Source organism: Streptomyces sp. GSL17-111, assembly GCF_037911585.1.
Classification (GTDB): domain Bacteria; phylum Actinomycetota; class Actinomycetes; order Streptomycetales; family Streptomycetaceae; genus Streptomyces.
The window spans coordinates 1,702,039-1,728,482 of record NZ_JBAJNS010000001.1 but is presented as its reverse complement, the minus strand read 5'-3'; the positions used below and the strand labels follow the sequence as shown (position 1 = coordinate 1,728,482).

General features: G+C 71.9%; 25 protein-coding genes and 1 riboswitch. Of the genes, 14 read left to right on the top strand and 11 right to left on the bottom strand.

Annotation, left to right across the window (positions count from 1 at the left end):
- Positions 1-35: 35 nt before the first annotated feature.
- From V6D49_RS07285 to V6D49_RS07255, 7 genes are all read left to right on the top strand, one after another.
- Positions 36-851 carry an SOS response-associated peptidase gene (locus V6D49_RS07285; protein ID WP_340558138.1) on the top strand — a complete coding sequence of 272 codons (816 nt, stop codon included), beginning with the start codon at positions 36-38 and terminating at the stop codon, positions 849-851.
- A gap of 36 nt (positions 852-887) precedes the next feature.
- On the top strand, positions 888-1,562 hold the full coding sequence (locus V6D49_RS07280) for an alpha/beta hydrolase family protein (RefSeq protein ID WP_340558136.1): 675 nt from the start codon (positions 888-890) through the stop codon (positions 1,560-1,562).
- 262 nt (positions 1,563-1,824) lie between these two features.
- Positions 1,825-2,508, top strand: a complete 684-nt coding sequence (locus tag V6D49_RS07275) for a sigma-70 family RNA polymerase sigma factor (RefSeq protein ID WP_445330625.1) — start codon at positions 1,825-1,827, stop codon at positions 2,506-2,508.
- The gene (rsrA, locus tag V6D49_RS07270) at positions 2,505-2,882 is read left to right on the top strand and encodes a mycothiol system anti-sigma-R factor (protein ID WP_340558133.1); all 378 of its coding nucleotides are present in this window, start codon (positions 2,505-2,507) and stop codon (positions 2,880-2,882) included. The genes V6D49_RS07275 and rsrA overlap by 4 nt, the downstream gene beginning before the upstream one ends.
- A 326-nt stretch (positions 2,883-3,208) precedes the next feature.
- Positions 3,209-4,222, top strand: a complete 1,014-nt coding sequence (locus V6D49_RS07265; RefSeq protein ID WP_340558132.1) for a tetratricopeptide repeat protein — start codon at positions 3,209-3,211, stop codon at positions 4,220-4,222.
- A 108-nt stretch (positions 4,223-4,330) separates the two neighbouring features.
- Entirely contained in the window at positions 4,331-4,984 is a 654-nt protein-coding gene (gene def / locus V6D49_RS07260; RefSeq protein WP_340558130.1) for a peptide deformylase, read from the top strand.
- Positions 4,985-5,145: 161 nt separating this feature from the next.
- Positions 5,146-5,883 (top strand): D-Ala-D-Ala carboxypeptidase family metallohydrolase, encoded by a 738-nt coding sequence (locus tag V6D49_RS07255; protein WP_340558128.1) that lies wholly within the window; start codon positions 5,146-5,148, stop codon positions 5,881-5,883.
- Between the two features lie 132 nt (positions 5,884-6,015).
- Here V6D49_RS07255 and V6D49_RS07250 read toward each other — a convergent pair whose 3' ends face one another.
- The 6 genes from V6D49_RS07250 to V6D49_RS07225 all read right to left on the bottom strand — a co-directional run bounded on the left by V6D49_RS07250 (position 6,016) and on the right by V6D49_RS07225 (position 13,760).
- Positions 6,016-6,972, bottom strand: a complete 957-nt coding sequence (locus V6D49_RS07250) for a ribonucleotide-diphosphate reductase subunit beta (RefSeq protein ID WP_340563757.1) — start codon at positions 6,970-6,972, stop codon at positions 6,016-6,018.
- 47 nt (positions 6,973-7,019) lie between these two features.
- Positions 7,020-9,392: a ribonucleoside-diphosphate reductase subunit alpha gene (locus V6D49_RS07245; protein ID WP_340558126.1), complete on the bottom strand. Its 2,373-nt coding sequence runs from the start codon at positions 9,390-9,392 to the stop codon at positions 7,020-7,022.
- 122 nt (positions 9,393-9,514) lie between these two features.
- A riboswitch (cobalamin riboswitch) is annotated at positions 9,515-9,673 on the bottom strand.
- A gap of 54 nt (positions 9,674-9,727) precedes the next feature.
- Positions 9,728-10,249: a GNAT family N-acetyltransferase gene (locus V6D49_RS07240; RefSeq protein WP_340558124.1), complete on the bottom strand. Its 522-nt coding sequence runs from the start codon at positions 10,247-10,249 to the stop codon at positions 9,728-9,730.
- A gap of 143 nt (positions 10,250-10,392) precedes the next feature.
- Positions 10,393-10,593, bottom strand: a complete 201-nt coding sequence (locus V6D49_RS07235) for a YbdD/YjiX family protein (protein ID WP_445330624.1) — start codon at positions 10,591-10,593, stop codon at positions 10,393-10,395.
- Between the two features lie 2 nt (positions 10,594-10,595).
- Entirely contained in the window at positions 10,596-12,815 is a 2,220-nt protein-coding gene (locus V6D49_RS07230; protein ID WP_340558120.1) for a carbon starvation CstA family protein, read from the bottom strand.
- A gap of 177 nt (positions 12,816-12,992) precedes the next feature.
- The gene (locus tag V6D49_RS07225) at positions 12,993-13,760 is read right to left on the bottom strand and encodes a GntR family transcriptional regulator (RefSeq protein WP_340563755.1); all 768 of its coding nucleotides are present in this window, start codon (positions 13,758-13,760) and stop codon (positions 12,993-12,995) included.
- 318 nt (positions 13,761-14,078) lie between these two features.
- Here V6D49_RS07225 and V6D49_RS07220 point away from each other — a divergent pair, with 318 nt between their 5' ends.
- The 6 genes from V6D49_RS07220 to V6D49_RS07195 all read left to right on the top strand — a co-directional run bounded on the left by V6D49_RS07220 (position 14,079) and on the right by V6D49_RS07195 (position 21,772).
- Complete coding sequence (locus V6D49_RS07220; protein WP_340558118.1) at positions 14,079-15,362, top strand: extracellular solute-binding protein; 1,284 nt, start codon at positions 14,079-14,081, stop codon at positions 15,360-15,362.
- A 93-nt stretch (positions 15,363-15,455) separates the two neighbouring features.
- Positions 15,456-16,445 (top strand): carbohydrate ABC transporter permease, encoded by a 990-nt coding sequence (locus V6D49_RS07215; RefSeq protein WP_340558116.1) that lies wholly within the window; start codon positions 15,456-15,458, stop codon positions 16,443-16,445.
- A gap of 107 nt (positions 16,446-16,552) precedes the next feature.
- Positions 16,553-17,365 (top strand): carbohydrate ABC transporter permease, encoded by an 813-nt coding sequence (locus tag V6D49_RS07210; protein ID WP_340563752.1) that lies wholly within the window; start codon positions 16,553-16,555, stop codon positions 17,363-17,365.
- 4 nt (positions 17,366-17,369) lie between these two features.
- Positions 17,370-18,917 carry a glycoside hydrolase family 3 protein gene (locus V6D49_RS07205; protein ID WP_340558114.1) on the top strand — a complete coding sequence of 516 codons (1,548 nt, stop codon included), beginning with the start codon at positions 17,370-17,372 and terminating at the stop codon, positions 18,915-18,917.
- A 40-nt stretch (positions 18,918-18,957) separates the two neighbouring features.
- Positions 18,958-20,007, top strand: coding sequence for an SIS domain-containing protein (locus V6D49_RS07200; protein WP_340558112.1), 1,050 nt, complete (start codon positions 18,958-18,960; stop codon positions 20,005-20,007).
- 277 nt (positions 20,008-20,284) lie between these two features.
- On the top strand, positions 20,285-21,772 hold the full coding sequence (locus V6D49_RS07195) for a PAS domain-containing sensor histidine kinase (RefSeq protein WP_340563749.1): 1,488 nt from the start codon (positions 20,285-20,287) through the stop codon (positions 21,770-21,772).
- Between the two features lie 176 nt (positions 21,773-21,948).
- Here V6D49_RS07195 and V6D49_RS07190 read toward each other — a convergent pair whose 3' ends face one another.
- Positions 21,949-22,206 carry a WhiB family transcriptional regulator gene (locus tag V6D49_RS07190; RefSeq protein WP_191211014.1) on the bottom strand — a complete coding sequence of 86 codons (258 nt, stop codon included), beginning with the start codon at positions 22,204-22,206 and terminating at the stop codon, positions 21,949-21,951.
- 315 nt (positions 22,207-22,521) lie between these two features.
- A complete protein-coding gene (locus tag V6D49_RS07185; protein WP_340558110.1) occupies positions 22,522-23,493 on the bottom strand; it encodes a diacylglycerol/lipid kinase family protein in 972 nt (323 codons plus the stop codon).
- 149 nt (positions 23,494-23,642) lie between these two features.
- Between V6D49_RS07185 and V6D49_RS07180 the strand changes: the two genes are divergently transcribed.
- On the top strand, positions 23,643-24,149 hold the full coding sequence (locus tag V6D49_RS07180) for a hypothetical protein (protein WP_340558108.1): 507 nt from the start codon (positions 23,643-23,645) through the stop codon (positions 24,147-24,149).
- Between the two features lie 33 nt (positions 24,150-24,182).
- On the opposite strand, the gene V6D49_RS07175 is transcribed toward V6D49_RS07180, so the two are convergent.
- The 3 genes from V6D49_RS07175 to V6D49_RS07165 all read right to left on the bottom strand — a co-directional run bounded on the left by V6D49_RS07175 (position 24,183) and on the right by V6D49_RS07165 (position 26,444).
- Positions 24,183-25,178, bottom strand: a complete 996-nt coding sequence (locus V6D49_RS07175) for an RNA polymerase sigma factor SigF (RefSeq protein ID WP_340558107.1) — start codon at positions 25,176-25,178, stop codon at positions 24,183-24,185.
- A 38-nt stretch (positions 25,179-25,216) separates the two neighbouring features.
- Positions 25,217-25,624, bottom strand: coding sequence for an anti-sigma regulatory factor (locus tag V6D49_RS07170; RefSeq protein WP_269735903.1), 408 nt, complete (start codon positions 25,622-25,624; stop codon positions 25,217-25,219).
- A gap of 235 nt (positions 25,625-25,859) precedes the next feature.
- Complete coding sequence (locus V6D49_RS07165) at positions 25,860-26,444, bottom strand: GNAT family N-acetyltransferase (protein ID WP_340558106.1); 585 nt, start codon at positions 26,442-26,444, stop codon at positions 25,860-25,862.

Genomic DNA, 26,444 nt, shown 5'->3' with positions numbered 1-26,444 from the left:
TTTAGGGTTTTTGCAGGCCGGAGGGGTGGTGCGACATGTGCGGTAGGTATGCGGCGAGCCGGAGCCCGGAGGACCTGGTCGGGCTGTTCGATGTGCGCAAGTGGGAGCCGGAGGAGACGCTGGCGCCGGACTGGAACGTGGCACCGACCAAGGACGTCCACGCCGTCCTGGACCGCCCGCTCAAGGGCGCGGAGAGCCGCGAGCCCGTGCGTCAACTGCGCGTCCTGCGCTGGGGGCTGGTGCCGTCCTGGGCGAAGTCCCCGGAGCTGGGCGTCAAGATGATCAACGCCAGGGCCGAGACGGTGCACGAGAAGGCGGCGTTCCGGCGCGCGTTCGTCTCCCGCCGGTGCCTGCTGCCCGCCGACGGGTACTTCGAGTGGGTGACGGGCAAGGGCGAGCTGGATCTGGAGCAGAAGGGCCGCAGGAAGCGGCCGAGGAAGCAGCCCTACTTCGTCACCCCCGTCGACGGCTCGGTCATGGCGCTGGCCGGGCTCTACGAGTTCTGGAAGGACACCACGCGCCCGGAGGACGACCCCCGGGCCTGGTGGGTGACGTGCACGGTGATCACCACGGAGGCCGAGACGGCGGAGCTGCCCGGCGCCGCGCCGGACGGGCCGCGCTCGCTCGCGGACATCCACCCGCGCATGCCCGTCGCCCTCCCGGCGGACCGCTGGGACGCCTGGCTCGACCCGGCGCGCCACGACGAGGGCGAGCTGCGGGAACTGCTCGGCGGCCTGCCGACGGGGCGGCACCGCGCCTACCCGGTGAGCACGGAGGTCAGCAACGTCCGCAACAACTCCCCCGAACTGGTGAGGGAGCTGGAGGCTCCCGAGGAGGAGACGCTGTTCTGAGGGGGCGGGCCGCGTGTGCCGTGGTCTGATGGCGGCATGAGCGGCCAGGAACCCACCGAAAGCCCCGAGCACCCCGTCAGCGAGATCACGACGCCCGCCGGGCCCGCCCGCGTCACCTGGCACCGGGCGCCCGGTGCGCGCCGGGTCCTGGCCCTCGGGCACGGCGCCGGAGGCGGCATCGAGGCCCGGGACCTTGCGGCCCTGGCGGCGGCCCTGCCCGCCCACGGGGTGACGGTGGCCCTCGTGGAGCAGCCCTGGCGGGTGGCCGGCCGGAAGGTGGCGCCCGCCCCGAAGACGCTGGACGCGGCCTGGACGGCCCTGTGGCCAGAGCTCGCCGCCGAGGGACCGCCCGTGGTGGCGGGCGGCCGCAGCGCGGGGGCCCGGGTGGCGTGTCGCACGGCCCGGGGGCTGGGGGCCGTCGGCGTCGTCGCGCTGTCCTTCCCGCTGCACCCGCCGGGCCGGCCGGAGAAGTCGCGGGCGGAGGAGCTGCTCGGCGCCGGGGTGCCGGTCCTGGTCGTCCAGGGCGGGCGTGACCCGTTCGGGCGGCCGGAGGAGTTCCCGGCCGGGACGGAGATCGTCGAGGTGCCCGCCGCCGACCACGGGTTCGCCGTGCCCCGGCGGGCGAAGGCCGGGCAGCCGGGGTCGTCCGGGCAGGACGCAGCGACCGCGCTGATCGTGGACGCCGTGACCCGCTGGCTGGGCCGGGAATGATCCCGGCGGTGTCGCTGTTGTGACCGATTGCCGGGCCGGAAGGCCGGGCGCCCGACCGCACGGCGTCACCGAGGCACCAGGAGAGGAAGCCGCCCCCATGGGTTCAGTCGCTTGCCCGCAGCGTCCCCAGGCCGTCGACATGGACTGGGCCACGCTCGCGCTGGCCGGTGCCGTGAGGGTTCAGGCGGCGAATGACGTGGAACGTCGTCTATTCTCCGGTTCGAGCGGGTCCGACGAAGGGCTCGCGGCCGCTACGGAGGAGGTGGGTCCGGTCACGGGCACCGAGGACGGTACGGAGCGCCTACCGCGGGAGACCGATGCCGAGCGCAACGCACGCTTCGAGCGGGACGCCCTCGGCTTTCTCGACCAGATGTACTCCGCCGCGCTGCGCATGACGCGCAACCCGGCGGACGCCGAGGACCTCGTGCAGGAGACGTACGCGAAGGCGTACGGCTCGTTCCACCAGTTCCGTGAGGGCACCAACCTCAAGGCGTGGCTGTACCGCATCCTGACCAACACCTTCATCAACTCCTACCGCAAGAAGCAGCGGGAGCCGCAGCGCAGCGCGGCGGAGGAGATCGAGGACTGGCAGTTGGCCCGTGCCGAGTCGCACATGTCCACGGGTCTGCGTTCGGCGGAGTCCGAGGCGCTGGACCACCTGCCCGACTCGGATGTGAAGGAGGCCCTCCAGGCCGTGCCGGAGGAGTTCCGCATCGCGGTCTACCTCGCGGACGTCGAGGGCTTTGCCTACAAGGAGATCGCCGACATCATGGGTACGCCGATCGGCACCGTGATGTCCCGGCTGCACCGCGGCCGCCGCCAGTTGCGGGGGATGCTGGAGGACTACGCGCGCGAGCGTGGCCTCGTCCCCGCGGGAGCGGCAGCGGCGACGGCCGGTTCCGGGGGGTTCGACGAAGCGCACGACCGGAAGGGCTCGGACTCATGAGCTGCGGAGATCCGCACGAGACGGACTGCTCAGAGGTCCTGGACCACCTGTACGAGTACCTGGACCAGGAAATGCCGGACGCCGATCGCGAGAAGCTGGCGGAGCACTTCGACGAGTGCTCTCCGTGTCTGGAGAAGTACGGCCTGGAGCAGGCGGTGAAGAAGCTCGTCAAGCGCTGCTGCGGCCACGACGACGTCCCCACGGATCTGCGTTCGAAGGTGATGGGGCGGATCGACCTGATCCGGGCGGGGGAGACCGTGCCGGACCAGGCGGTGCTGGACACCTCCGGATTCGTCCACGGCGCACCGGCCACCGAGCCGGGCGACGAGGGCGGAGCCGGGCCGGCGTCCCCCGTGCGTCCCCACCTGCGCTGACGTACCCGTTCGGCCGCATGCGCCGCGCCCGGGGCCTAGGACGCCCCTCCCGTCGGGTGCCGTGCCGCCCCGCGCGTCCCGCCGCGCCGAGGCCCTCCCCGTCCGACGCATGTCCTGTCGCGTCCCGCGTGCGGCTGGAGCAAGCTGACCGTGTAATGACCGGAAACCCGTGAGGAACGGTCCGGCCGCCGGGTAATGAGCACGTGCGGGAGCGGGCATGGTTGGATGCGGGGGCAGAGCTCCGCAGGGCTCCCCACGGCCCCTGCACGCGGCGCCCTCGACCGGTAGACGCCACCATCGACAGGCGGGAATCAGGCGGGATCATCGTGAAGATCTTCGGCAGGGCACGGCACCGGCCGTCCACCGACTGGCGGCTGGCCACCGACCGCGCGTTCACCCTGATCGGTGACGGCCGGTACGAGGACGCGGGCGAACTGCTGACGCGCGCCGCCGACATGGAGCCGTGGCTCTCCGAGTCCTGGTTCAACCTCGCCCTGCTGCACAAGTTCCGGCACGACTGGGAGCAGGCGCGCACCGCCGGGCTGCGGGCCGTCGCCCTGCTGGAGCGGGCGGCCGGCGCCCCGGACTGGTGGAACGTCGGTATCGCCGCCACCGCGCTGCAGGACTGGCCGCTGGCCCGACGTGCCTGGCAGGCGTACGGGCTGAAGGTGCCCACGGACGCGGCCGACGCCGGGGCCACCGGCGAGCCGACCGGTATGGAGCTGGGCAGCGCGGCGCTGCGGCTCTCCCCGGAGGGCGAGTCGGAGGTCGTGTGGGGCCGTCGCCTGGACCCGGCGCGGATAGCCGTCCAGTCGATCCCGCTGCCCTCGTCCGGACGCCGCTGGGGCGAGGTGGTGCTGCACGACGGCGTCCCGCACGGGGAGCGCACGCTGGGCGGCGCCGGGCGGCCCACGGCCTTCCCGGTCTTCGACGAGATAGAGCTGTGGGCGCCCTCGCCCGTCCCGACGTGGGTCGTCCTGCTGGAGGCGGCCACCGAGGCGGACCGGGAGGCCCTGGAGCAGCTCGCCGCCGACGCGGGTTTCGCCGCCGAGGACTGGTCGTCGTCCGTGCGCCTGCTGTGCCGCTCCTGCTCGGAGTCACGGATGCCGAGCGACGAGGGCGACGGCACCGCCCCCCGGCACGATCCGCACGATCACAGCGAGCCCGGCCAGCCCGGCCCGCTCGGGCATATGACGGCCGGGGGCCCGGGGCAGGTGTGGACGCCGGAGCGGGAGTGCGGCCTGGCCGCGCCCGCGTCGCTCGTCCGGGGCCTGCTGGACAGCTGGGTGGCCGACAGCCCGGACACCCGCGAGTGGCGGGATCTGGAGGAGGTCTGCTGACGCCGTCCGCACGGCCTGGCCGGAAGCCCACGGTGCGGGCGGCGGCACGCCCGGCTCCCCGTACCCTGTAGGGCGGAAGAGCAGGCTGTGAGGAAGGCGAACGGCGGCATGAGCCAGCAGCAGGACACCCGGCCGGAGCCGGCGGGCGCCGAGGACGCGGCGGGCGCGGAGTTCGTGGTCGACACCGAGGACTGCGAGGCCCGGGAGCAGGCGCACCGCGAGCGCGGCACGGCCCGGCCGATCACCGTCGTCGGCAACCCGGTACTGCACCGTGAGTGCCGGGACGTGACGGAGTTCGGCGAGGAGCTCGCCGCTCTGGTGGACGACATGTTCGCGTCCCAGCGGGCCGCCGAAGGCGTGGGCCTGGCCGCCAACCAGATCGGTGTGGACCTGAAGGTCTTCGTCTACGACTGCCCGGACGACGACGGCGTGCGTCACGTCGGCGTCGTGTGCAACCCGGTGCCGGTCGAACTGCCCGCCGAGCGGCGTCGGCTCGACGACAGCGGGGAGGGCTGCCTGTCGGTGCCGGGCGCCTACAGCGAGCTGGCCCGCCCCGACTACGCGGAGGTGACCGGTCAGGACGTGCACGGCGCGCCGATCCGCGTGCGGGGCACCGGCTACTTCGCGCGGTGCCTCCAGCACGAGACGGACCACCTCTACGGGCGGTTGTACATCGACCGGCTCTCCAAGCGGGAGCGCAAGGACGTGCTGAAGCAGATGGCCGAGTCGACCCCGCGCTACGAGACGGTGCCGAACCCGTAGGCAGGCCCTTCGCGGACCGGCCCGGCAGGGCCGGCCGGTCCGCGCCGCCCGCGTCGACGGTCTGACCCGCAGGTTGCGTTGACGTACCGTCAGAGGGCGGTCCATTGGCATTCCCCCGTCGTTGTTGACGGGTACAACCGGCTCGGCCACGCTCTTCAGTCATGCGCAGACGACTGGTCAGAACCGTTCTTGCATTTGTCATGTTCGCGGCGGCGTGTATCACCGGAACCGTCGCCACGGCGGGCACGGCCCACGCCGACGCCTGCTACACGTGGAACCGCACGCTCCGGCAGGGTGACTCCGGCGCCGACGTCCGCGAACTCCAGATCCGCGTGGCCGGCTACCCCGGCTACGGCAACGTGCTCGCCATCGACGGTGCCTACGGGCCCGCGACGGCCGCTGCCGTCAAGCGCTTCCAGTCCGCCTACGGCCTGTCCGCCGACGGCGTCGCCGGCTCGCAGACCTTCAGCAAGATCTACGCCCTCCAGGAAGCCGACTGCTCACCCGCGCACTTCGACTTCGCGGAGCTGAACCGCTGCAACTCCACCTGGAGCGGCGGTGCCGTCAGCGCGGCCACCGCGCGGGAGAACGCCAAGCGCAGCATGTGGAAGCTGGAGGCCATGCGGCACGCGCTCGGCGACCAGCCCATCCGCGTCACCAGCGGCTTCCGCTCCTACGCCTGCAACAGCGCCGTCGGAGGCTCGTCGAACAGCCGCCACCTCTACGGTGACGGGGTCGACCTCGGCTCGGGGTCGCACTCCCTGTGCACGCTGGCCCGCCAGGCCCGCTACCACGGCTTCCGGGGCATCCTCGGCCCCGGCTACCCCGGCCACAACGACCACACCCACCTCGACCACCGCTCCAGCCGCTTCTGGTCGGCCTCCAGCTGCGGGATCTGACCGCGGCGGACCGTCGGCACCGACCCGTGCCGGGTGGGGAGGCAGCCCCCCGCCCGGCACGTTCACGTGACCGATCGATCGACCGACCGACCGACCGATCGACCGGCCGACCGCGACGGCGGCAGCGCTCGCTCAGAAGTCGTCGTCGAACGAGACCGCTCCCTCCACCGCCACCTGGTACGCGGAGGGGCGCCGCTCGAAGAAGTTCGTCAGCTCCTGCACGTCCTGCAGCTCCATGAACGAGAACGGGTTGCGGGAGCCGTACACCGGCGGCAGCCCCAGCCGGACGAGCCGCTGGTCCGCGACGCACTCCAGGTACGCACGCATCGCCGCGGTGTTCATACCGGGCAGGCCCTCGCCGCACAGGTCGCGGGCGAACTGCAGCTCGGCCTCCACGGCCTCCTGGAGCATCGCGGTGACCCGGCGCCCCATCTCCTCGTCGAAGAGGTCGGGCTCCTCCTCCCGCACGGTGTCCACCACCTGGAAGGCGAAGTCCATGTGGCAGCTCTCGTCGCGGAAGACCCAGTTGGTCCCCGTCGCGAGGCCGTGCAGCAGGCCGCGCGAGCGGAACCAGTACACGTAGGCGAAGGCACCGTAGAAGAACAGCCCCTCGATGCAGGCCGCGAAGCAGATCAGGTTGAGCAGGAAACGGCGCCGGTCCGCCCGCGTCCGCAGCTCGCCGAGGTCCTCCACCGACTCCATCCACCGGAAGCAGAACCGCGCCTTCTCCCGGATCGACGGGATGCGCTCGACCGCCGCGAACGCCTCGGCGCGCTCCTCGGGATCGGGCAGGTAGGTGTCCAGCAGCGTCAGGTAGAACTGGACGTGCACGGCCTCCTCGAACAGCTGCCGCGACAGGTAGAGCCGGGCCTCGGGGGAGTTGATGTGCCGGTAGAGCGTCAGCACCAGGTTGTTGGCGACGATGGAGTCGCCCGTCGCGAAGAACGCCACCAGGCGTCCGATGAGGTGCTGCTCCTCGGCGGAGAGTTTCGCGAGGTCGGCCACGTCGGAGTGGAGATCGACCTCCTCCACGGTCCAGGTGTTCTTGATCGCGTCCCGGTAGCGGTCGTAGAACTCCGGGTACCGCATGGGGCGCAGCGTCAGCTCGAAGCCGGGGTCGAGCAGGTTCTTGGCGGTCACTGGCAGGCCTCGCAGGACTCGGGGTTCTCCAGCGAGCAGGCGTCGGCGTCGGGGCCGGACGCCCGCGCGGGAGCGGGGACGGGGGTGGGGGCCGGGGCGGCCGTCGCCTCGGCGCCCCGGGCCGACGGGGCGATGCGCGTCGCCGGGCGGGAGCGCAGGTAGTACGTCGTCTTGATGCCGCGCTTCCACGCGTAGGCGTACATCGAGCTGAGCTTCCCGATGGTGGGGGCGGCCAGGAACAGGTTCAGGGACTGGCTCTGGTCCAGGTACGGGGTGCGGTCGGCCGCCATGTCGATCAGCGTGCGCTGGGGGATCTCCCACGCCGTGCGGTACAGCTCGCGCAACTCCTCCGGCAGACCGGGCAGCTCCCGCACCGAGCCGTTCGCCTCGCGCAGCGCTCGGCGGGTCTCCTCGTGCCACAGGCCCAGCCGCTTCAGGTCCGCCACCAGGTAGGCGTTGACCTGGAGGAACTCCCCGCTGAGCGTCTCGCGCTTGAACAGGTTGGACACCTGCGGTTCCGCGCACTCGTAGACGCCCGCGATGGAGGCGATGGTGGCGGTCGGCGCGATCGCCAGCAGCAGGGCGTTGCGCAGGCCCGTGCGGGCGACGCGCTCGCGCAGCGCCCGCCACCGCTCGGGCCAGGCGGGCTCGGCGTCCGGGTAGTGGTCGGGGTGCAGCACGCCGCGCGCGGCGCGGGTGTCCTCCCAGGCCGGCAGGGGGCCGTGCCGCTCGGCCAGTTCGGCGGAGCGCTCGTACGCGGCCAGCATGACGCGTTCGGAGATCCGGGTGGACAGCTCCCGCGCCTCGGGCGAGCCGAAGGGCAGCCGCATCCGGAAGAACACGTCCTGCAGGCCCATCAGGCCGAGTCCGACCGGACGCCAGCGGGCGTTGGACCGGGCCGCCTCGTCGGTGGGGTAGAAGTTGACGTCGACGACGCGGTCCAGGAACGTCACGGCCGTGCGGACGGTGGCGTCCAGCCGCTCCCAGTCCATCCGCCCGTCGGCCGTCAGGTGGGCGGCGAGGTTGACGGAGCCGAGGTTGCACACCGCCGTCTCGCCGTCGTCGGTGACCTCCAGGATCTCCGTGCAGAGGTTGGAGGAGTGGATGACGGAGCCGGGCCGCGCGGTCTGGTTCGCCGTCCGGTTGGCGGCGTCCTTGAACGTCATCCAGCCGTTGCCGGTCTGCGCCAGCGTGCGCATCATCCGGGCGTACAGCTGCCGGGCGGGGACGGTGCGCACCGCCAGCCCGGCGGCCTCGGCCTCGCGGTACGCGGCGTCGAACTCCTCGCCCCACAGGTCGGGCAGGTGCGGCACGTCCACCGGGGAGAACAGGGACCAGTCCTCGTCGGCCTCCACGCGGCGCATGAACGCGTCCGGGATCCAGTGCGCGAGGTTGAGGTTGTGGGTGCGGCGGGCCTCCTCGCCGGTGTTGTCGCGCAGTTCGAGGAACTCCTCGACGTCCGCGTGCCAGGTCTCCAGGTAGACGCAGGCCGCGCCCTTGCGCCGACCGCCCTGGTTGACGGCCGCGACCGAGGAGTCCAGCGTGCGCAGGAAGGGCACGATGCCGCCCGAGTGCCCGTTGGTGCCCCGGATCAGCGACCCCCGTGCGCGCACCCGCGTGTACGACAGCCCGATCCCGCCGGCGTGCTTCGAGAGGCGTGCGACCTGGTGGTAGCGCTCGTAGATCGAGTCCAGCTCGTCCCGGGGCGAGTCCAGCAGGTAGCAGGACGACATCTGCGGGTGCCGCGTGCCGGAGTTGAAGAGGGTGGGGGAGGAGGGCAGGTAGGCCAGGGAGCTCATCAGCCGGTACAGCTCCGCGACCTCGGAGAGCGCTTCCCCGCCGTCGGCCGGGGCCAGCCCGCACGCGATCCGCAGCAGGAAGTGCTGCGGCGTCTCGACGACGCGGCGGCTGACCGGGTGGCGCAGCAGGTAGCGGGAGTGGACCGTCCGCAGCCCGAAGTACTCGAACCGGTCGTCGGCGCCCTCGGCCACGGCCCGATCCACCAGGGCGTCGAGCGCGTCGGCGTGTGCGCGGACGAAGCCGGCCGTGGCGTCCGCGAGGAGCCCGGCGGAGTGCCCGGCGGCCACGGACGTCGAGAAGGACACCGCGCCCTCCTCGGCCGCCTCCCGGCGGATGGCCAGGGTCAGCAGCCGGGCGGCGAGCCGGGAGTGCTGCGGCTCCTCACCGATGAGGCCGGCGGCCGCCTCGACGGCCAGCGCGTGCAGTTCGCCCGTCCCTGCGGCGCGACGGGCGCCCCGCAGCGCCGCCTCGGCGACCGCGGCAGGCGAGAGCGCGGGCAGGTCGGCCGTCAGCTCCGTCAGCGTGCGCGACAACTCCGCCGACGCGGGTTCCGCGGATGCGATGGTCACGGGGTGTGCTCTCCCTCGCTGTGCGGGGCCGCGCGGGAGGCGGGCAGGCGCACACGGACCGGCCGCCACTACGGGCGGAACACACCGCGGAACGTCCCCCGGCCCATTCCACGAGGCCCGGACGAATCGTTGCGCCGTCGGCAGGTACTCGGGCTCGCGCGGCACCCTGCGGCACCGTGCACACCGTTGCGGGACAGCTCCGGACTCCCACCGGATTCCCCTGCTAAGACAGCGGGTCGAGCATACATGTAGGGGCGACAACTCCCGGCACCCCTACATGTTGTGTCCCACGGTGTCGCGCACCGAAGGGGGCGGGGGAGGGGAGCGTCAGCGCCTCACGCCGCCAGCTCCCGCGCGAACGTCCACAGGGGACCGAAGCCGGGCAGCGGCTCCCAGTCCCGCTCGGGGGTGCGGACGAAGCCGAGGCGCCGGTAGAGCCGGTGCGCGGGCTCCATGCCCGCCTGGCTGGAGAGCACCAGCCGTGCGAGCCCCCGCTCCCGTGCCCGCTCCACGCAGGCGCGGACGAGCGCCTCCCCGGCGCCGCGCCCCCGGCCCTCGCGACGCACCGCGAGCATCCGGAACTCGCCCTCGCCGGTCCCGGCCAGATCGGCGTACGGGCCGCCCTCGCCGACGAAGGCGACGGCGCCCAGCACCTCGCCGTTCCGCTCGTCGGCGGCGACCAGCACCTCGGCGTGGAGGGAGCGACGCCGGACGTCCCGCAGCTCCGCCAGGTACGGGTCCTCCTCGCCGAAGTCCAGCAGGCCGTCGCCGAGGTAGGCCTCGGCGGTCAGCTCCCCGATCGCGTCCAGTTCCTCCGGGCGCGCGGGGCGCACGGTGAGATCCGTGGTGACGTCCATGGGGCCAGTCTCCTGCACGGCTCGGACATCGTGCGGGTCTTTTCGAACACGGTCATCGGCACGGGGTCGGGCGGTGCGGGACGGTGCGGGCGCCGGTGGGCCGCCGCCATGGGGGGAACGGCGGCCCACCGGCGGGCCGGGGGTCAGCAGCAGCGGAAGCCCTCGCGGGGGTCGGCCTCGCGGGCGTCCGTGCGGCGGCGTTCGAAGGCGCGGCGGCTGAGCACCGGGGCGTCCGGGTCGTGGGCGCGCGCGTGGGCGACGTAGCGGTCGTAGGCGGCCTCCCCCGTCGCCTCACGCCAGTACCACCGGGTGCGGGCGGCCAGCGCCCGCACCCGTGCCGACAGGCTCACGAGCGCGTTCCCACCGGCCGCTCCGTCCCCGGGCCGCCGCCGTCCCCGGCGGCCGCTGCCGCCGCCATCTCCGCCTTCTCCTCCTTGGTGGCGAAGAGCCCGGCCGGGGCCACCACGGTGGAGCGCTGGTAGGGGGCTTCGTGCAGCTTCACCGTCTCCGGCGCGTGGACCGCCTTCCAGCAGACGCGGCCCGCGTCGACGATGACGACGATGATCAGGAGGGCGAAGAGTGCGCACAGGACGCCGTCGACCGTCGAGTTGGTGACGATGGTGTGCATCTCGTCCATGTCCTTGGCCGGGGCGATCACCTCACCGTTGTCGATGCCCTCCTGGTAGATGCTCCGCTGGGTGAAGAAGCCGACCCGGGGGTCGCCGGAGAAGATCTTCTGCCAGCTCGCGGTGAGCGTCACGGCGACGTCCCAGGCGAGCGGGACGCCGGTCACCCACGCCCACTTCAGCCGTCCCGACTTCACCAGCAGCGTGGTGCACACCGCCAGGGCGACGGCGGCGAGGAGCTGGTTGGCGATGCCGAAGAGCGGGAAGAGCTGGTTGATACCGCCGAGGGGGTCGTGGACACCCACCCACAGGAAGTAGCCCCAACCGCCGACCACGATCGCGCTCGTCAGCCACACGCCCGGCTTCCAGCTCACGTCCCGCAGTGGCTTGTAGAGGTTGCCCAGGGTGTCCTGGAGCATGAAGCGGCCGACCCGGGTACCGGCGTCCACCGTCGTGAGGATGAACAGGGCCTCGAACATGATGGCGAAGTGGTACCAGAACGCCTTCATCGCGGCGCCGCCGACGACGGCCGAGAAGATCTCCGACATGCCGAGCGCGAACGTCGGCGCGCCGCCGGTGCGGGAGAGCAGCGACTCCTCCTCGACGGACTCGGCCGCCGCCGTCAGCGCCTCGGGGGAGATGCTGAACCCGAAGCCCGCGACGGCCTCCGACGCCGACTGCACGGAGTCCCCGATGGCGCCCACGGGTGCGTTGACGGCGAAGAAGAGCCCCGGGTCGATGATGCAGGCGGTGATCATCGCCATGATCGCGACGAACGACTCGGTGAGCATGGCGCCGTAGCCGACCATGCGGACCTGCGTCTCCTTCTGGATCATCTTCGGTGTGGTGCCCGAGGAGACGAGCGCGTGGAAGCCGGAGAGGGCGCCGCACGCGACGGTGATGAAGACGAACGGGAACATCGACCCGGCGAAGATCGGCCCGTCACCCCGCGAGGCGAAGTCGGTGACGGCCGGCATCTTCAGTGTCGGCAGGGCGATGAAGACGCCGAGGGCCAGCAGCGCGATCGTGCCGACCTTCATGAACGTGGAGAGGTAGTCGCGCGGGGCCAGCAGCATCCACACCGGGAGCACCGAGGCGAGGAAGCCGTAGGCGATCATCCACAGGACGAGGGTGCCCTTGGAGAGGGTGAAGGTCTCGGCGAGGGACGACTCGGCGACCCAGCCGCCCGCGACGATCGCCAGCAGCAGTAGCGCGACACCGACGACGGACACCTCGGTGACGCGTCCGGGGCGCAGCACCCGCAGGTAGAAGCCCATGAAGAGGGCGATGGGAATCGTCATCGCGATGGAGAAGACGCCCCACGGCGACTCCGCGAGCGCGTTGACGATGACCAGGGCCAGCACCGCCAGCAGGATGATCATGATGGCGAAGACGGCCACGAGCGCCGCCGCACCGCCGAACGGGCCGATCTCGTCCCGGGCCATCTGGCCCAGCGAGCGGCCGTCGCGACGGGTGGAGAAGAAGAGGGTCACCATGTCCTGCACGGCGCCCGCGAGGATCACCCCGACGACGATCCAGATCGTGCCGGGCAGGTAGCCCATCTGCGCGGCGAGCACCGGGCCCACCAGCGGGCCCGCTCCGGCCACCGCGGCGAAGTGGTGGCCGAAGAGCACCCGGCGGTCGGTGGGGTGGAAGTCGACGCCGTTGTCGAGCCGCTCGGCGGGTGTCGCGCGGGTCTTGTCCACCCGCAGCACCCGGTAGGCGATGAAGCGGGAGTAGAAGCGGTAGCCGATCGCGTACGTGCCCAGCGCCGCGGCGACCATCCAGGCGGCCGAGATCTCCTCCCCACGGGAGAGCGCGAGCATGGCCCAGCCGACGGCACCGGCGAGCGCCACCGCCGTCCAGATCGCGATCTGGGCCGGTGACGGACTGCCACGCCCCACCGTCCCCCGATCGGATGGTGCTGCGGGTTCGGTCATCTTCCGGCCCTCCGCCCTGTGATCATTTAGGTGCGGGGGAACCCTAGGTGAGCGCCTATGGAGCCGTCACTAGGGTCACACGAGGGTGGGACGACGAACGGTCGAGTTGCGCGCCGAGCGGTCGAAGTCCGGCCGGCGCGCGCCCCGTGCGGCCGCGCGGTGGAGGGGGAACCGGGCCTACTGCGGGCGCTTCAGGCGGGCCACGAACTTGTAGCGGTCGCCCCGGTAGACCGAGCGCACCCACTCCACCGGCTCTCCGTCGCGTGCGTAGGAGTGCCTTGAGAGCATCAGCATCGGCAGCCCGACGTCCGTGCCCAGCAGCCCGGCCTCCCGGGGCGAGGCCAGCGAGGTCTCGATCGTCTCCTCGGCCTCGGCGAGCTGGACGTCGTAGACCTCGGAGAGGGCGGTGTAGAGCGAGGTGTACTTCATGAGGCTGCGCCGCAGGGCGGGGAAGCGCTTCTGGGAGAGGTGCGTCGTCTCGATGGCCATCGGCTCGCCGCTCGCCAGCCGCAGCCGCTCGATCCGCAGGACGCGCCCGCCGGGCGGGATGTCGAGCAGGGACGCCAGGCGGTCGTCCGCGGTGACGTAGCCGAGGTCGAGGAGCTGGGAGGTGGGCTCCAGTCCCTGCGCGCGCATGTCCTCGGTGTAGGAGGTGAGCTGGAGGGCCTGGGAGACCTTGGGCTTGGCGACGAACGTGCCCTTGCCCTGGATGCGTTCCAGGCGTCCCTCGACGACGAGCTCCTGGAGGGCCTGCCGGACCGTGGTGCGCGAGGTGTCGAACTCGGTCGCCAGCGTACGCTCGGGGGGAACGGGCGTCCCCGGGGGCAGGGTTTCGGTCATCTCCAGCAGGTGCCGTTTGAGGCGGTAGTACTTGGGGACGCGCGCGACCCGGGCGGCGCCCTGCGCGGGTGTCCCCGGATCGGCGCCCTGCTCCTCGGCGCTCACCGTCCCGGCGGTGGCCCCGGCCCCGAGGGGCGGATGCCCTGCCTGCTGTCGTCCTGCTGCCGTCACCGGCTTCCTCCGACTCCGTGCGTAACGGCCTCACATCCTGGCACGACGGTTTCCCAGGGGAATCCTCCGGCACAGATGTCGTTCCGGTAACGGACCGGACGGCCCTTCCTGTCCACTCTTGACACCCCTATAGGTCTAGGCCAAGCTGCGGGAACTGGTCTAAACCATTAAAGACCAATCCCAGTCCCACAGGCACTACCTCGTCGTATGTCTTCTCGGTGGGCGGGAGGTTTCCATCCCTGGGAGGGTGACGTGAAGCGCAAGCTCATAGCAGCCATCGGCGTCGCGGCGATGCTCGGCGTGTCCGCCTGCGGCTCGGACGACGGTGACGGCGGCGACAACGGCTCCGGCGGCGGCGACAAGACGCTGACCGTCTGGGTCATGGACGGCTCCGCGCCCGAGGAGTGGGTGACCGAGCTGAACAAGGAGTTCGAGGCGGCCAACGAGGGGGTGACCGTCGAGATCCAGGAACAGCAGTGGAACGGCATCCAGGAGAAGATCACCACCTCCCTCTCCGAGGACGCCCCGCCGGACGTGATCGAGCTCGGCAACACCCAGACCGCCGGTTACGCGGTCACCGGTGGTCTCGCCGACCTCACCGACATGAAGGCCGACCTGGGCTACGACGGCTGGAACGAGGGGATGATCCCCTCCGCCGAGCTCGACGGCAAGCTCTACGCCGCCCCCTGGTACGCCGCCAACCGCGCCGTCATCTACGACAAGAGCATCTTCGAGGAGGCCGGCGTCGAGCCGCCCACCACCCGCGAGGAGTGGCTCGACGGCCTGAAGAAGATCGAGGAGGAGACGGACGCCCAGCCGATCTACCTGCCCGGTCAGAGCTGGTACGTCTACTCCGGCTTCCTGTGGGACGAGGGCGGCGACCTCGCCGTCCAGGACGGCGACCAGTGGAAGGGCTCGCTGGCCACCCCCGAGGGCGAGGCGGCCATGAACTTCTACAAGGAGCTCGCCGCCTACTCGAACGCGCCGACCGACATCGACGAGGCCACCCCCCAGCAGTCCACGGACATCGTCCCCAAGGGCGACGTCGCGTCCTGGATCGGTCTGGGCTGGGAGGCCGGCGGCGCGCAGGCGGCCATCGAGGAGGCCGGCGGCGAGGCCGACTTCGGCTACTTCCCGATCCCCGGCAAGACGGCCGACCAGCCGGGTCACGTCTTCTTCGGCGGTTCCAACCTCGCCGTCTCCGAGCGCTCGCAGAACAAGGAGCTGGCCCAGGAGTGGCTGAAGCTCGCGACCTCCGAGAAGTGGATGAAGAAGTACGCCGAGGCCACCGGCGGTGCCCTGCTGCCGAACTCCGAGGCCGCTCAGGTCACCCCCGAGCCGGGCTCCTTCGCCGAGGCCATGGTCAAGTCCGCGGACGTCGGCCGCATCACCCCCGTCACCCCGGGCTGGGCCAACGTCGAGACCGACCCGAACCCGATCAAGCAGTACATGACCAATGTGCTCAACGGTTCGGACCCGCAGAAGGCCGGTGAGGACGCCGACACCACCATCACCGAGCGCATCAACCAGGGCTGACGCCCGACGCGGCGTGTCCCGGCCGGCCACCCGCCGGCCGGGACACGCCGGACCCCGTTCCCCCTCCGCAGCCCGTAGCCGAGGAAGAAGACCATGACCGTGCAGACCGAGGGCGTCACCCCCGTAGCCGAGGAGCCGCCTCCGCGTGACCCGGCGCCGGGGCCGGCCGAACCATCACCACGCCCGAGGCGCTCCCTGCCCAGCGGGTGGCTGCCCTATGTGCTGATCGGGCCGGCCGTCGTCGCCCTCGCCGTCTTCCTGGGCTACCCGCTCATCCGCAACGTGGTGGTCTCGCTCCAGCAGCTCGGCCGGATCGAGATGATCTCCCGCACCACGGTGTGGACGGGGCTCGGCAACTACACGGAGCTCCTCCAGGACGACATGTTCTGGACCGTCGTCTGGCGCACGTTCGTCTTCATGGCGGTCAACGTGGTGCTGATCATGGTCCTCGGCACCCTCGTCGGCCTGCTGCTGAACCGCCTCGGCAAGAAGATGCGGATGGTCCTTTCGATATCCCTGGTGCTCGCCTGGGCCATGCCGATCGTCGCCTCCGCCACCGTCTTCCGCTGGCTCTTCGACACCCAGTTCGGCGTCATGAACTGGGTGATGCGCAGCCTCGGCTTCGAGGGCTACGACCAGCACAACTGGTTCGACACCGGATTCTCGACGCTCGCGATCGTCACCGTGCTCATCGTGTGGGCGTCCGTCCCCTTCGTGGCGCTCAACATGTACGCGGGCCTGACCACGATCAGCGGCGAGCTGTACGAGGCCGCCCGGATGGACGGTGCCTCCAACGCGCGGATCTTCCGCTCGGTGGTCTTCCCGATGCTGAAGCCGTTCTTCCTGATCACCACGTTTCTGGAGATCATCTGGGTCTTCAAGGCGTTCGCGCAGATCTACGCGCTCAACGCGGGCGGTCCGAACCGCGAGTCCGAGACGCTGCCCGTCTTCGCCTACGTCGAGGGCATGAGCCAGATGAAGTTCGGTGTGGCCGCCGCGGCCTCCGTGCTGACGATCCTGCTCCTCATGGTCGCGATGTCGTTCTACTTCCGCCTGATCCTCAAGCAGGAGGACGAGCAGTGAGCCACCCCACCACCCTCGCCGGACCGGCGGGGGCCCCCGACGCCGTCACTCCGAAGAACGGCGGAACGCCGGACCGGGACGCGGCCCGCGCCAAGCGGCGCAAGACCCTGCGCGGCATCTGGCCCAACGCCCTCGCGCTCGTCCTGGCGGCCCTCTTCATCTTCCCCGTCTACTGGATGTTCTCGACGTCCTTCAAGCCGGCGACCGAGGTCCTCACCAAGACCCCGACCTTCTTCTTCTCGCCCACGTTCGAGCACTACGGCACCGCCACCGAGGTCGACCTGTTCTGGACGTTCGTCCGCAACAGCGTCCTGGTCACCGTGGGCGCCGTGGCCCTCGCGCTCGTGGTCGCCCTCGCGGCGAGCTTCGCCATCGTCCGGATGAGGTTCAAGGGCCGTAAGGGGCTCGTCCTCGCGGTGATGATGGCGCAGATGGCGCCCTGGGAAGTCATGGTCATCGTGATGTACCTGATCGCCCGGGACGCCGACGTCCTCAACAGCATCGGCTTCCTGACGCTCATCTACTTCGTGATGGTCCTGCCCTTCACCATCTGGACGCTGCGCGGCTTCATCGCCGCCGTGCCGAAGGAACTGGAGGAGGCCGCGATGATCGACGGGTGCAGCCGCACCCAGGCCTTCATGAAGGTGATCTTCCCCCTGCTGGCCCCCGGCCTGATGTCCACCTCGCTCTTCGGCTTCATCACCGCCTGGAACGAGTTCGCCATGGTGCTGGTGTTGAACAAGGACCCCGAGGCGTACACCCTGCCCCTGTGGCTCACCCAGTTCCAGTCGGCGTTCGGCAACGACTGGGGCGCGACCATGGCCGCGTCCTCGCTCTTCGCCCTACCCGTGCTCCTCCTGTTCCTCTTCCTCCAGCGACGTGCCGTCGGCGGGCTCAGCGCCGGCGCGGTGAAGGGATAGCGACGTGACCACTCTCGCCCCCGCCCCCACCACTCTCCTCCGGGACGCCCTGGCCGTCCTGCAACCCGGCTTCGTCGGCACCACCGCCCCCGACTGGCTGCTGCGGCGGCTGGACGACGGCCTGACCTCCGTCGGTCTCTTCGGCCGCAACATCGAGTCGCCCGAGCAGCTCACCGCACTCACGGCCCAGCTGCGGTCCGTGCGCCCCGACGTCCTGGTGGCCATCGACGAGGAGGGCGGTGACGTCACCCGGCTGGAGGTCCGCAACGGCTCCTCCTTCCCCGGCAACCTCGCCCTCGGCGCCGTCGACGACCCGGACCTCACCCGGACGGTCGCGCAGGAGCTCGGCCGCCGGCTCGCCGCCTGCGGGGTGAACCTCAACTGGGCCCCCTCCGCCGACGTCAACTCCAATCCGCACAACCCCGTCATCGGTGTGCGGTCCTTCGGCGCGGACCCGCAGCTCGTCGCCCGACACACCGCCGCCTACGTCGAGGGGATGCAGGCCGCCGGGGTCGCGGCCTGCACGAAGCACTTCCCCGGGCACGGTGACACCAACGTCGACTCCCACCACGCGCTGCCGCGGATCGACGTCGGGCTCGCGACGCTCGGCGTCCGGGAGCTGGTCCCCTTCCGGGCCGCCGTCGCGGCGGGCAGCAAGGTCGTCATGAGCGCCCACATCCTGCTCCCCGCGCTCGACGCCGACCGGCCCGCGACCCTCAGCCACGCCGCCCTCACCGGGCTGCTGCGCGCGTCCGTCGAACGCGGCGGGCTCGGCTTCGACGGGCTCATCGTCACCGACGCGGTCGAGATGAGCGCCATCGCCGACACGCACGGCATCGAGCACGGCACCGTCCTCGCGCTCGCCGCCGGGGCCGACGCCATCTGCGTCGGCGGCAACCTGGCCGACGAGGAGATCGTGCTGCGCCTGCGCGACGCCGTCGTGCGCGCCGTGCAGGAGGGCGAGCTGCCCGCGGAACGCCTCGCCGACGCCGCCGCCCGCGTGCGCGACCTGGCCGAATGGACGCGCCGCGCCGCCGCCCGTCCGCTGCCGGAGCCCACCCCTGAGGACACCGAGGTGGGCCTCACCGCCGCCCGCCGCGCGGTACGGGTGACGCAGGGGCCGACGCCGTTCGTGCCCTGCGAGGAGCCCGTCTACGTCGCCGCGTGCACCCCCGTCGCGAACATCGCGGTGGGTGACGAGACGCCGTGGGGGCTGGCCGCCGAGCTGACCCGGCTGCTGCCGGGCACCGGCACCGGCTCCTGGAGCCAGGCGGAGGCCGAGGCGCTGGGCGTTCCCGCGCTGGCCGGAGAGGTGCTGGCCGAGGCGGGGGACCGTAGGATCGTCGCCGTGGTCCGCGACGCCCACCGGCACTCCTGGATGGCCGCCGCGCTCGACGCCCTGCTCGCCGCCCGTCCGGACACCGTCGTGGTCGAGATGGGACTCCCGCAGGCCCCGCCCGTGGGCGCCCCGCACATCGCGACGCACGGCGCGGCCCGCGTCTGTGCCCGCGCCGCCGCCGAGGTCGTCGCCGGCCGCCGGACCGACGGCTGAATCCGGAACAACCGCACCACGCCAACTGGAGGCACCCCGCATGACCGCCACGACCGGTCGGATCATGGCCGGTGAAATGGCCGAACAGCCCGCCGTTCTGCGCCGCATCCTGACCGAAGGCGCGCCGAGGATCCGTGCGGTCGCCGAGCAGATCGCCGCGCGCGAGCCGCGCTTCGTGCTCCTCACCGCACGCGGCACGTCGGACAACGCGGCGCTCTACGCCAAGTACCTCCTGGAGGTCCTGCTGGGCAAGCCCTGCGGGCTCACCTCCATGTCCACGACGACGGCGTACGGCGCCCGGCCGGACCTCACGGACTGCCTGGTCATCACCGTCAGCCAGTCCGGCGGTTCCCCCGACCTCGTCGCCTCCACCCGGGCGGCCCGGGACGCCGGCGCGATCACCCTGGCCGTCACGAACAACGCCGCGTCGCCGCTGGCGGAGATCAGCGAGTTCCACATCGACGTGCTGGCCGGTGAGGAGAAGGCCCTCCCCGCGACCAAGACCTACACCGCCGAGTTGCTGGCGCTGTACCTCTTCGTCGAGGGCCTGCGCGGCGGTGACGGCGCCGGGGCCGCCGCCGCGCTGCCGGAGCTGGCCGAGCAGATCCTCGATCGCCGTGCGGAGGTCAAGGACCTGGCGGGCCGGTACCGCTTCGCCGAGCGCATGGTCCTGACCTCGCGCGGGTTCGGGTACCCGACGGCGAAGGAGGCGGCGCTGAAGCTGATGGAGACCAGCTACATCCCCGCCCTGTCCTACTCCGGCGCGGACCTGCTGCACGGGCCGCTGGCCATGGTCGACAACGTCTCGCCCGTCATCGCCATCGTGACCGACGGCAAGGGCGGGGAGGCGTTGCAGCCCGTCCTGGACCGGCTGCGCGACCGTGGCGCGGACCTCGTCGTCGTCGGCCCCAAGCCGCAGGTGGACGCCGCCTCGGCGGGCTTCGTCCTGCCGGTGGACGGGGTGCGCGAGGAGCTGCAGCCGATTCTGGAGATCCTGCCCCTCCAGATGCTGGCCTACGAGGTGACCATCGCGCGTGGCCAGGACCCGGACGCACCCAGGGCCCTGGCGAAGGTCACCGAGACCCACTGAGACCACACCTGCGCGAGAATCGGCGACGCCGGAGCCGCGCGGGTCGCCCCGGACCATGGACAGGCTCAGTGGTCTAGTCCACAATGGTGGTAACGGCGAAAGCCTCTGCCCTCCCCGCACAGGAGGGTGGAACGAGATCCGCGGTGCTCTCTGCCCTGACCGCGCCCGGGTCTCAGGTCGCTCCGGGCTGCGGTGCCGGGTGAGTTGAGGGTCTCACCCAGGCGCCGCGGCCCGAAGTGCTTCCCGGCCCGCCCGCTAGGCTCGCAGCGTGCCCTCCATGAATGACCTCGTACGCCAGCACACCGCGCTCGGTGAGTCCGACCTCGAATGGCTGCACCTGCTCGTCTCCGAGTGGCAGCTGCTGTCCGACCTCTCCTTCGCGGACCTCGTCCTGTGGGTGCCCACCCGGGACGGCACCCGGTACGTGTCCGTCGCGCAGATGCGCCCGAACACCGGGCCCACCTCCTACCAGGACGACATGGTCGGCCACCTCGTGCCGCGCGGCCGCCGGCCGCTGCTGGACTCGGCGCTGGACGAGGGCCGCATCGTCCGGGAGGGCGACCCGGAGTGGCGCGAGGAGGTGCCGGTCCGCGTCGAGTCCATCCCCGTACGCCGCGAGGGCCGCGTCCTCGGCGTCATCGCCCGCAACACCAACCTGCTGACCGTCCGGACCCCGAGCCGGCTGGAGCTGACCTACCTGCAGAGCGCCTCGGACCTGGCACAGATGATCGCGGCGGGGGAGTTCCCCTTCCCCGGCCAGCAGGTCGAGATGGACGCCTCCCCACGCGTGGGGGACGGCCTGATCCGGCTGGACGCCGACGGGTTCGTCCAGTACGCGAGCCCCAACGCCCTCTCCGCCTACCATCGGCTCGGCCTCGCCGCCGACCTCGTCGGCCTCCAGCTCGGCGAGACGACGGCCGAGCTGGCCCCGGCCAAGGGCCCGGTGGACGAGTCCCTGGTGAAGCTGGCCAGCGGCTGGGCGCCGCGGGAGGCCGAGATCGAGGGCGACGAGTGCGTGGTGCAGCTGCGCGCGATCCCGCTCAAGCCGAAGGGCACCCGGATCGGCTCCCTCGTCCTCCTGCGCGACGTCACGGAGCTGCGCCGCCGGGAGCGCGAGCTGATCACCAAGGACGCCACGATCCGTGAGATCCACCACCGGGTGAAGAACAACCTGCAGACGGTGGCCGCGCTCCTGCGCCTCCAGGCGCGGCGGATCGGGGCCACCGGGGACAGCAGCGCGCGGGAGGCCCTGGAGGAGGCCGTGCGCCGGGTGGGCTCCATCGCCATCGTCCACGAGACGCTGTCGCAGAACCTGGACGAGCGCGTCGACTTCGACGAGATCGCCGACCGCGTCCTCGCGATGGTGGCGGAGATCGCCCCCGGCAAGGTCACGGGACGCCGCACGGGCCGCTTCGGCATCCTCCCCGCCGAGGTCGCCACTCCGCTGTCCATGGTGCTGACCGAGGTGCTGCAGAACGCCCTGGAGCACGGCTACGGGTCGGGCGAGCAGGGGACGCTGGAGGTGGGCGCGGTGCGCGGCCCCGGGCCGTCCGGGGGCGAGGACGCGCGGCTGCTGGTGACGGTGCTGGACGACGGCCGGGGGCTCCCGGACGGGTTCGACGTCCGCACCTCGGGGAACCTCGGCCTGCAGATCGTCCGGACCCTCGTGGAGGGCGAGTTGGGCGGCACGTTCGAGATGGTCCCGGCCGCCGGGCGCGGCACGCGCGTCGTCTTCGACCTCCCGGTCACGACCGACCAGCGCTGACCCGGCACCCGGGCGCAGGCGGCCCGGAGGGGCGGGGCGGGCCCGGACACAGCATCGAGCCCCGGGTCCGACCGTGGGGTCGGAGCCGGGGCTCGGGCTGACGTGCGGATGCTAGCGGTGTGTCGCCGGCACTGCGTGCTGCGGCTCGGGGCAGCGGGTGGCCAGGCCGGGCGTCGTCAGGCGGTCGCCTTACGCGCGCGGTTGCGGGCGGCGCGGCGCTTCATCGCGCGACGCTCGTCCTCGCTGAGGCCACCCCAGACGCCGGAGTCCTGACCGGACTCCAGGGCCCACTGCAGGCACTGCTCCTGAACGGGGCAGCGGCGGCAGACGGCCTTGGCTTCCTCGATCTGCAGCAGCGCAGGACCGGTGTTGCCGATGGGGAAGAAGAGCTCGGGGTCTTCCTCGCGGCAAACGGCGTTGTGACGCCAGTCCATGGCTGCTCCATCTCCTACGCGTTGGTACGTGGCTTGTGAATGTGAACGCTTTCACGAATCCCCCGACAAAGGAAGGGTCGACCAGTAGATGTGACGCTGGTCGCATCGGCTTTGAAGAGGGGGTTCGGGCTGACTCGGGGGCTGCCGGAGGCGCTGTCCCGATCGCCATGAAGAGATTCGCAAACCTCGGCGGTGGATACAACCCCTTCCGGCAAGTTTTTTTTGATTCCTTGGTGTCGCTTGCCTCACAGCCGTACTTCTAGTGGGTGGAGGCTGGCCTAAACGTTCGAGTGGAAGGACTTTCGGCCCTTCCACTTATGCAATCACACGCAGTGCACGCCGAACACCTGTGAAGCTGATGCTCGTTCGCAGTCCCAGGTGGTCACCGTCCATCTGAAACGGCAGCGGCACCTGCGAATGCAAGGTGAAGGCCGACACGTCGTGCAGTGACACAGCGTGCTTGCCGCGCGGGCCCCGCTCCGGCGAGGACGTCAGCAGCTGGGTGCCGTAACGGGTCACCGCCACCGGCGACAGCCGGGTGAGTCCGAGCACGTCAAGTGCCGTGTCGAACGACGCCTCGGGGGCCGCGTACACCGGCCGGTTCCCCAGGAACGTCCAAGGAGCCGTGTTGCACACTATGGACGCCACCAAACCTGCCACCGGTTCCCCGTCCGGCCGGTCGAGGGTGATCGTGCCCCTGCGGCGATGCGGATCGCCGACGAACTGCCGCAGCACCTGCCGCATGTAGAGGGCGTGCGTCGAGCGCTTCCCCCGCTCCCGCTGCTGCTCGACGCGGCCGACGACCCCGGCGTCGAAGCCGAAGCCCGCGCAGAACGTGAACCAGCGCGGCGGCACCCCGGCGTCGTCCGTGTCCGGTGTCCCGGCCGCGAGACCCAGCCCCACCGTCCTGCCGCTGCCGCTCTCCAGGGCACCCAGCAGGGCCCCCGTCGCCTCCACGGCGTCGTTCGGCAGCCCCAGGGCCCGGGCGAAGACGTTCGTCGACCCACCGGGGACGACGGCCAGCCGGGGCAACCCCTCCGGGTCCGGGCCGTGGTGGCAGAGGAGCCCGTTCACGACCTCGTTCACCGTGCCGTCGCCGCCGAGGGCGATCACCAGCTCGGTCTCCCCGCCCTCGACCGCCTGCCGGGCCAGCTCGCGGGCGTGCCCCCGGTGCTCGGTGGTCGCCACCTCCAGCTTGAGGTCGCTGGCCAGCGCGTGCACCAGTACGTCCCGCGTCCGCGCACTGGTGGTGGTTGCCTTGGGGTTGACCACGAGAAGTGCGCGCATGGGGTGCAGGTTACCGAGTAGGAGTGAATGCTCCCTGCTCCCGCCCACCCGCCCTGCTGTTCCCGCCCATACGCCCTGCCGTTCCCGCCCACCCGCAGCGGCCCGCGCTTCCCCGCGTCCCGGAACGGCGGGCCGTTACGCTGGCGGGTGTGAGCACAGCAGACAAGCGTCAGACGCCCGCCGGGGGGCGCCGTGCCCCGCGTGCCGCCACCGGGGAGCCGGTGCCCGGAAGTGGCGCGCCGGACGGGCAGAAGGCCGCCGAGCGGCCCACGCGGCTCGCCGTCGCCGCCGGACTGGTCGCGCTGGAGGGGCTCGCCGTCCTCGGTGTGGGCATCGCCATGCTCGTCCTCCCCCTGACCGGGGACCGCACGGACGGCCTCCTGCAGGCGGTCACCGGTGCCGTCACCGTGCTCGCCCTCGCCGTGCTGCCGCTGGCCACGGCGCGGGGCCTTTGGCTGCTGCGCCGCTGGAGCCGGGGGCCGGCCGTCTTCACCCAGCTGATCGCCCTGCCGGTCGGCTGGCAGATGGCCTCGGCCTCGGGGTTGTGGGTGCCGGCCGGGCTCGCCGTCGCGGCCACGGCCGCGGCCGGGCTGGTCTGCCTGTTCCACCCGAGGGCGGCCGCCGCCCTCGGCGTCGGGGCCGTGCGGGGCGGCTGACCCGTCACATGGTGGGCGGGGGTGGGCCGGGCCTCACTCCTCCACGAGGAGCTTGTCCCGCAGCTGGGCCAGCGTCCGCGCCAGCAGGCGGGACACGTGCATCTGCGAGATGCCGACCTCCTGGGCGATCTGCGACTGCGTCATGTTGCCGAAGAACCGCAGCAGAAGGATCTTCTTCTCCCGGGGCGGGAGCTGTTCCAGCAGGGGTTTCAGCGACTCCCGGTACTCCACGCCCTCCAGCGCGTCGTCCTCGGCGCCCAGGGTGTCCGCGACGGCCGGGGACTCGTCGTCGGTGTCCGGCACGTCGAGGGAGAGGGTGCTGTAGGCGTTGGCCGACTCCAGCCCCTCCAGCACGTCCTCCTCGGAGATCGACAGGCGCTGCGCGAGTTCGTGCACGGTCGGCGCGCGGCCGTGCTGCTGGGAGAGCTCGGCCGTCGCCGAGGACAGGGAGAGCCGGAGCTCCTGCAGCCGCCTCGGGACGCGCACGGCCCAGCCCTTGTCCCGGAAGTGCCGCTTGATCTCGCCGACGACGGTGGGGGTGGCGTAGGTGGAGAACTCCACACCCCGCTCCGGGTCGAACCGGTCCACGGACTTGATCAGGCCGATCGTCGCGACCTGGGTCAGGTCGTCCAGCGGCTCGCCCCGGTTGCGGAAGCGGCGCGCCAGGTGCTCGACCAGCGGCAGGTGCATGCGGACGAGGCGGTTGCGCAGCTCCGCCCGCTCGGGGGAGTCCTCCGGCAGACCGCGCAGCCGGACGAAGAGCTCCCGGGCCCCGTGGCGGTCCTGCGCGGCCTGCTGGCGGGCCGCGCCGCCCTGCCCGGCGGTGCCGTGGTCGGCGGCACCGTGGCCGCCCGGCCGGACGTCCGCGGCGTGCTCCTCCGGCTGCTCGTCCATGGCCTCCGTCCGCTGCGCCCGCTCCGGAAGCCGGCCGAGGTCGGCCGGATGTGGCCGGGCCTGTTGCTCCGGGATCGCCGTATCCGCCGCCATGTCGTGGCGGCCGACCGGCGCATTGTGCTCCAGGTCGTTCATACCGGCCCCCTCGTCCCGGGCCGGCCCTTCGGCATCGGTCACGATGCCCCGGGGCCGGCGCCGCGCTTCTTGTGCAGGCTGATGCTGACCGTGCGGTCCTCGGCCACGGCCGAGTCCACTTCGCCAGCCAGTGCCGAGAGCACCGTCCAGGCGAAGGTGTCGCGCTCGGGCGCGCGACCGTCCGTCGTGGGCGCCGAGACCGTCACTCTCAGTGAGTCTCCCACCAGAGTGAAGACGCAGCTGAGGACGGACCCCGCGACCGCTTGCTGGAGGAGGATCGCGCACGCCTCGTCCACGGCGATGCGCAGGTCCTCGATCTCGTCGAGGGTGAAGTCCAAGCGGGCCGCGAGACCGGCGGTGGCCGTGCGCAGCACCGACAGATAGGCACCCGCCGCGGGCAGCCGGACCTCGACGAAGTCCTTGTCCGCACCTACGATCTGGGACACCCTCACCTCCAAGGTGGCACAAACTGGTTGGCCTGCCCCGAACTTCCGCCGGCCTCCCGGGCGACCAGGGGGCCGGGCCGGCGCGAAGCAGATGGTCCGCCTGCGACGCTATCGCGATCCGTGGCATGCTGTCCCACGGACGGCCGCGCGCCGCCCCGCACCAGGGACGTCACCCATCGTAAACACATGGGCACTGTCCGTGGCTAGAGGTGTGGCGGTATCAATTCCAAGAAGATTACGCTGCGTTGCTCCGTGCCTCCGCACGGGCCCCCGTTACCGGCCCGCCCCCCGCGCGGGGGGCGGGCTCCTCCGCCCGGGCCGCCAGGGCCCGCAGGGGCTCGCCGCTCATGCGGAACACCGTCCACTCGTCCATCGGCTCGGCACCGAGCGACCGGTAGAAGTCGATCGAGGGCCGGTTCCAGTCGAGCACCCACCACTCGAAGCGCCGGTAGCCCCGCTCCACGCAGATCCGTGCCAGCTCGGCCAGCAGCGCCCTTCCGTGCCCGGCCCCCCGGGCCGCCGGGCGCACGTACAGGTCCTCCAGGTAGACCCCGTGGGTGCCCGTCCAGGTCGAGAAGTTGCGGAACCACAGGGCGAAGCCGACCGGAGCGCCCTCGGCCGTCCTGGTGCTCCCGTCGGCCCCGGTCGTCTCGGCCGTCTCAGCGATGAGGGCGTACACCGCGGGATGCGCTCCGAACAGGGCCTCGTGGAGCTGCTCCTCGGTCGCGTGGGCGTGCTCGGTCGCGCGCTCGTACGCGGCGAGCTCACGGATCATCTCCAGGATGACGGGAACGTCGGCGGGCGTCGCGGCACGGATCAT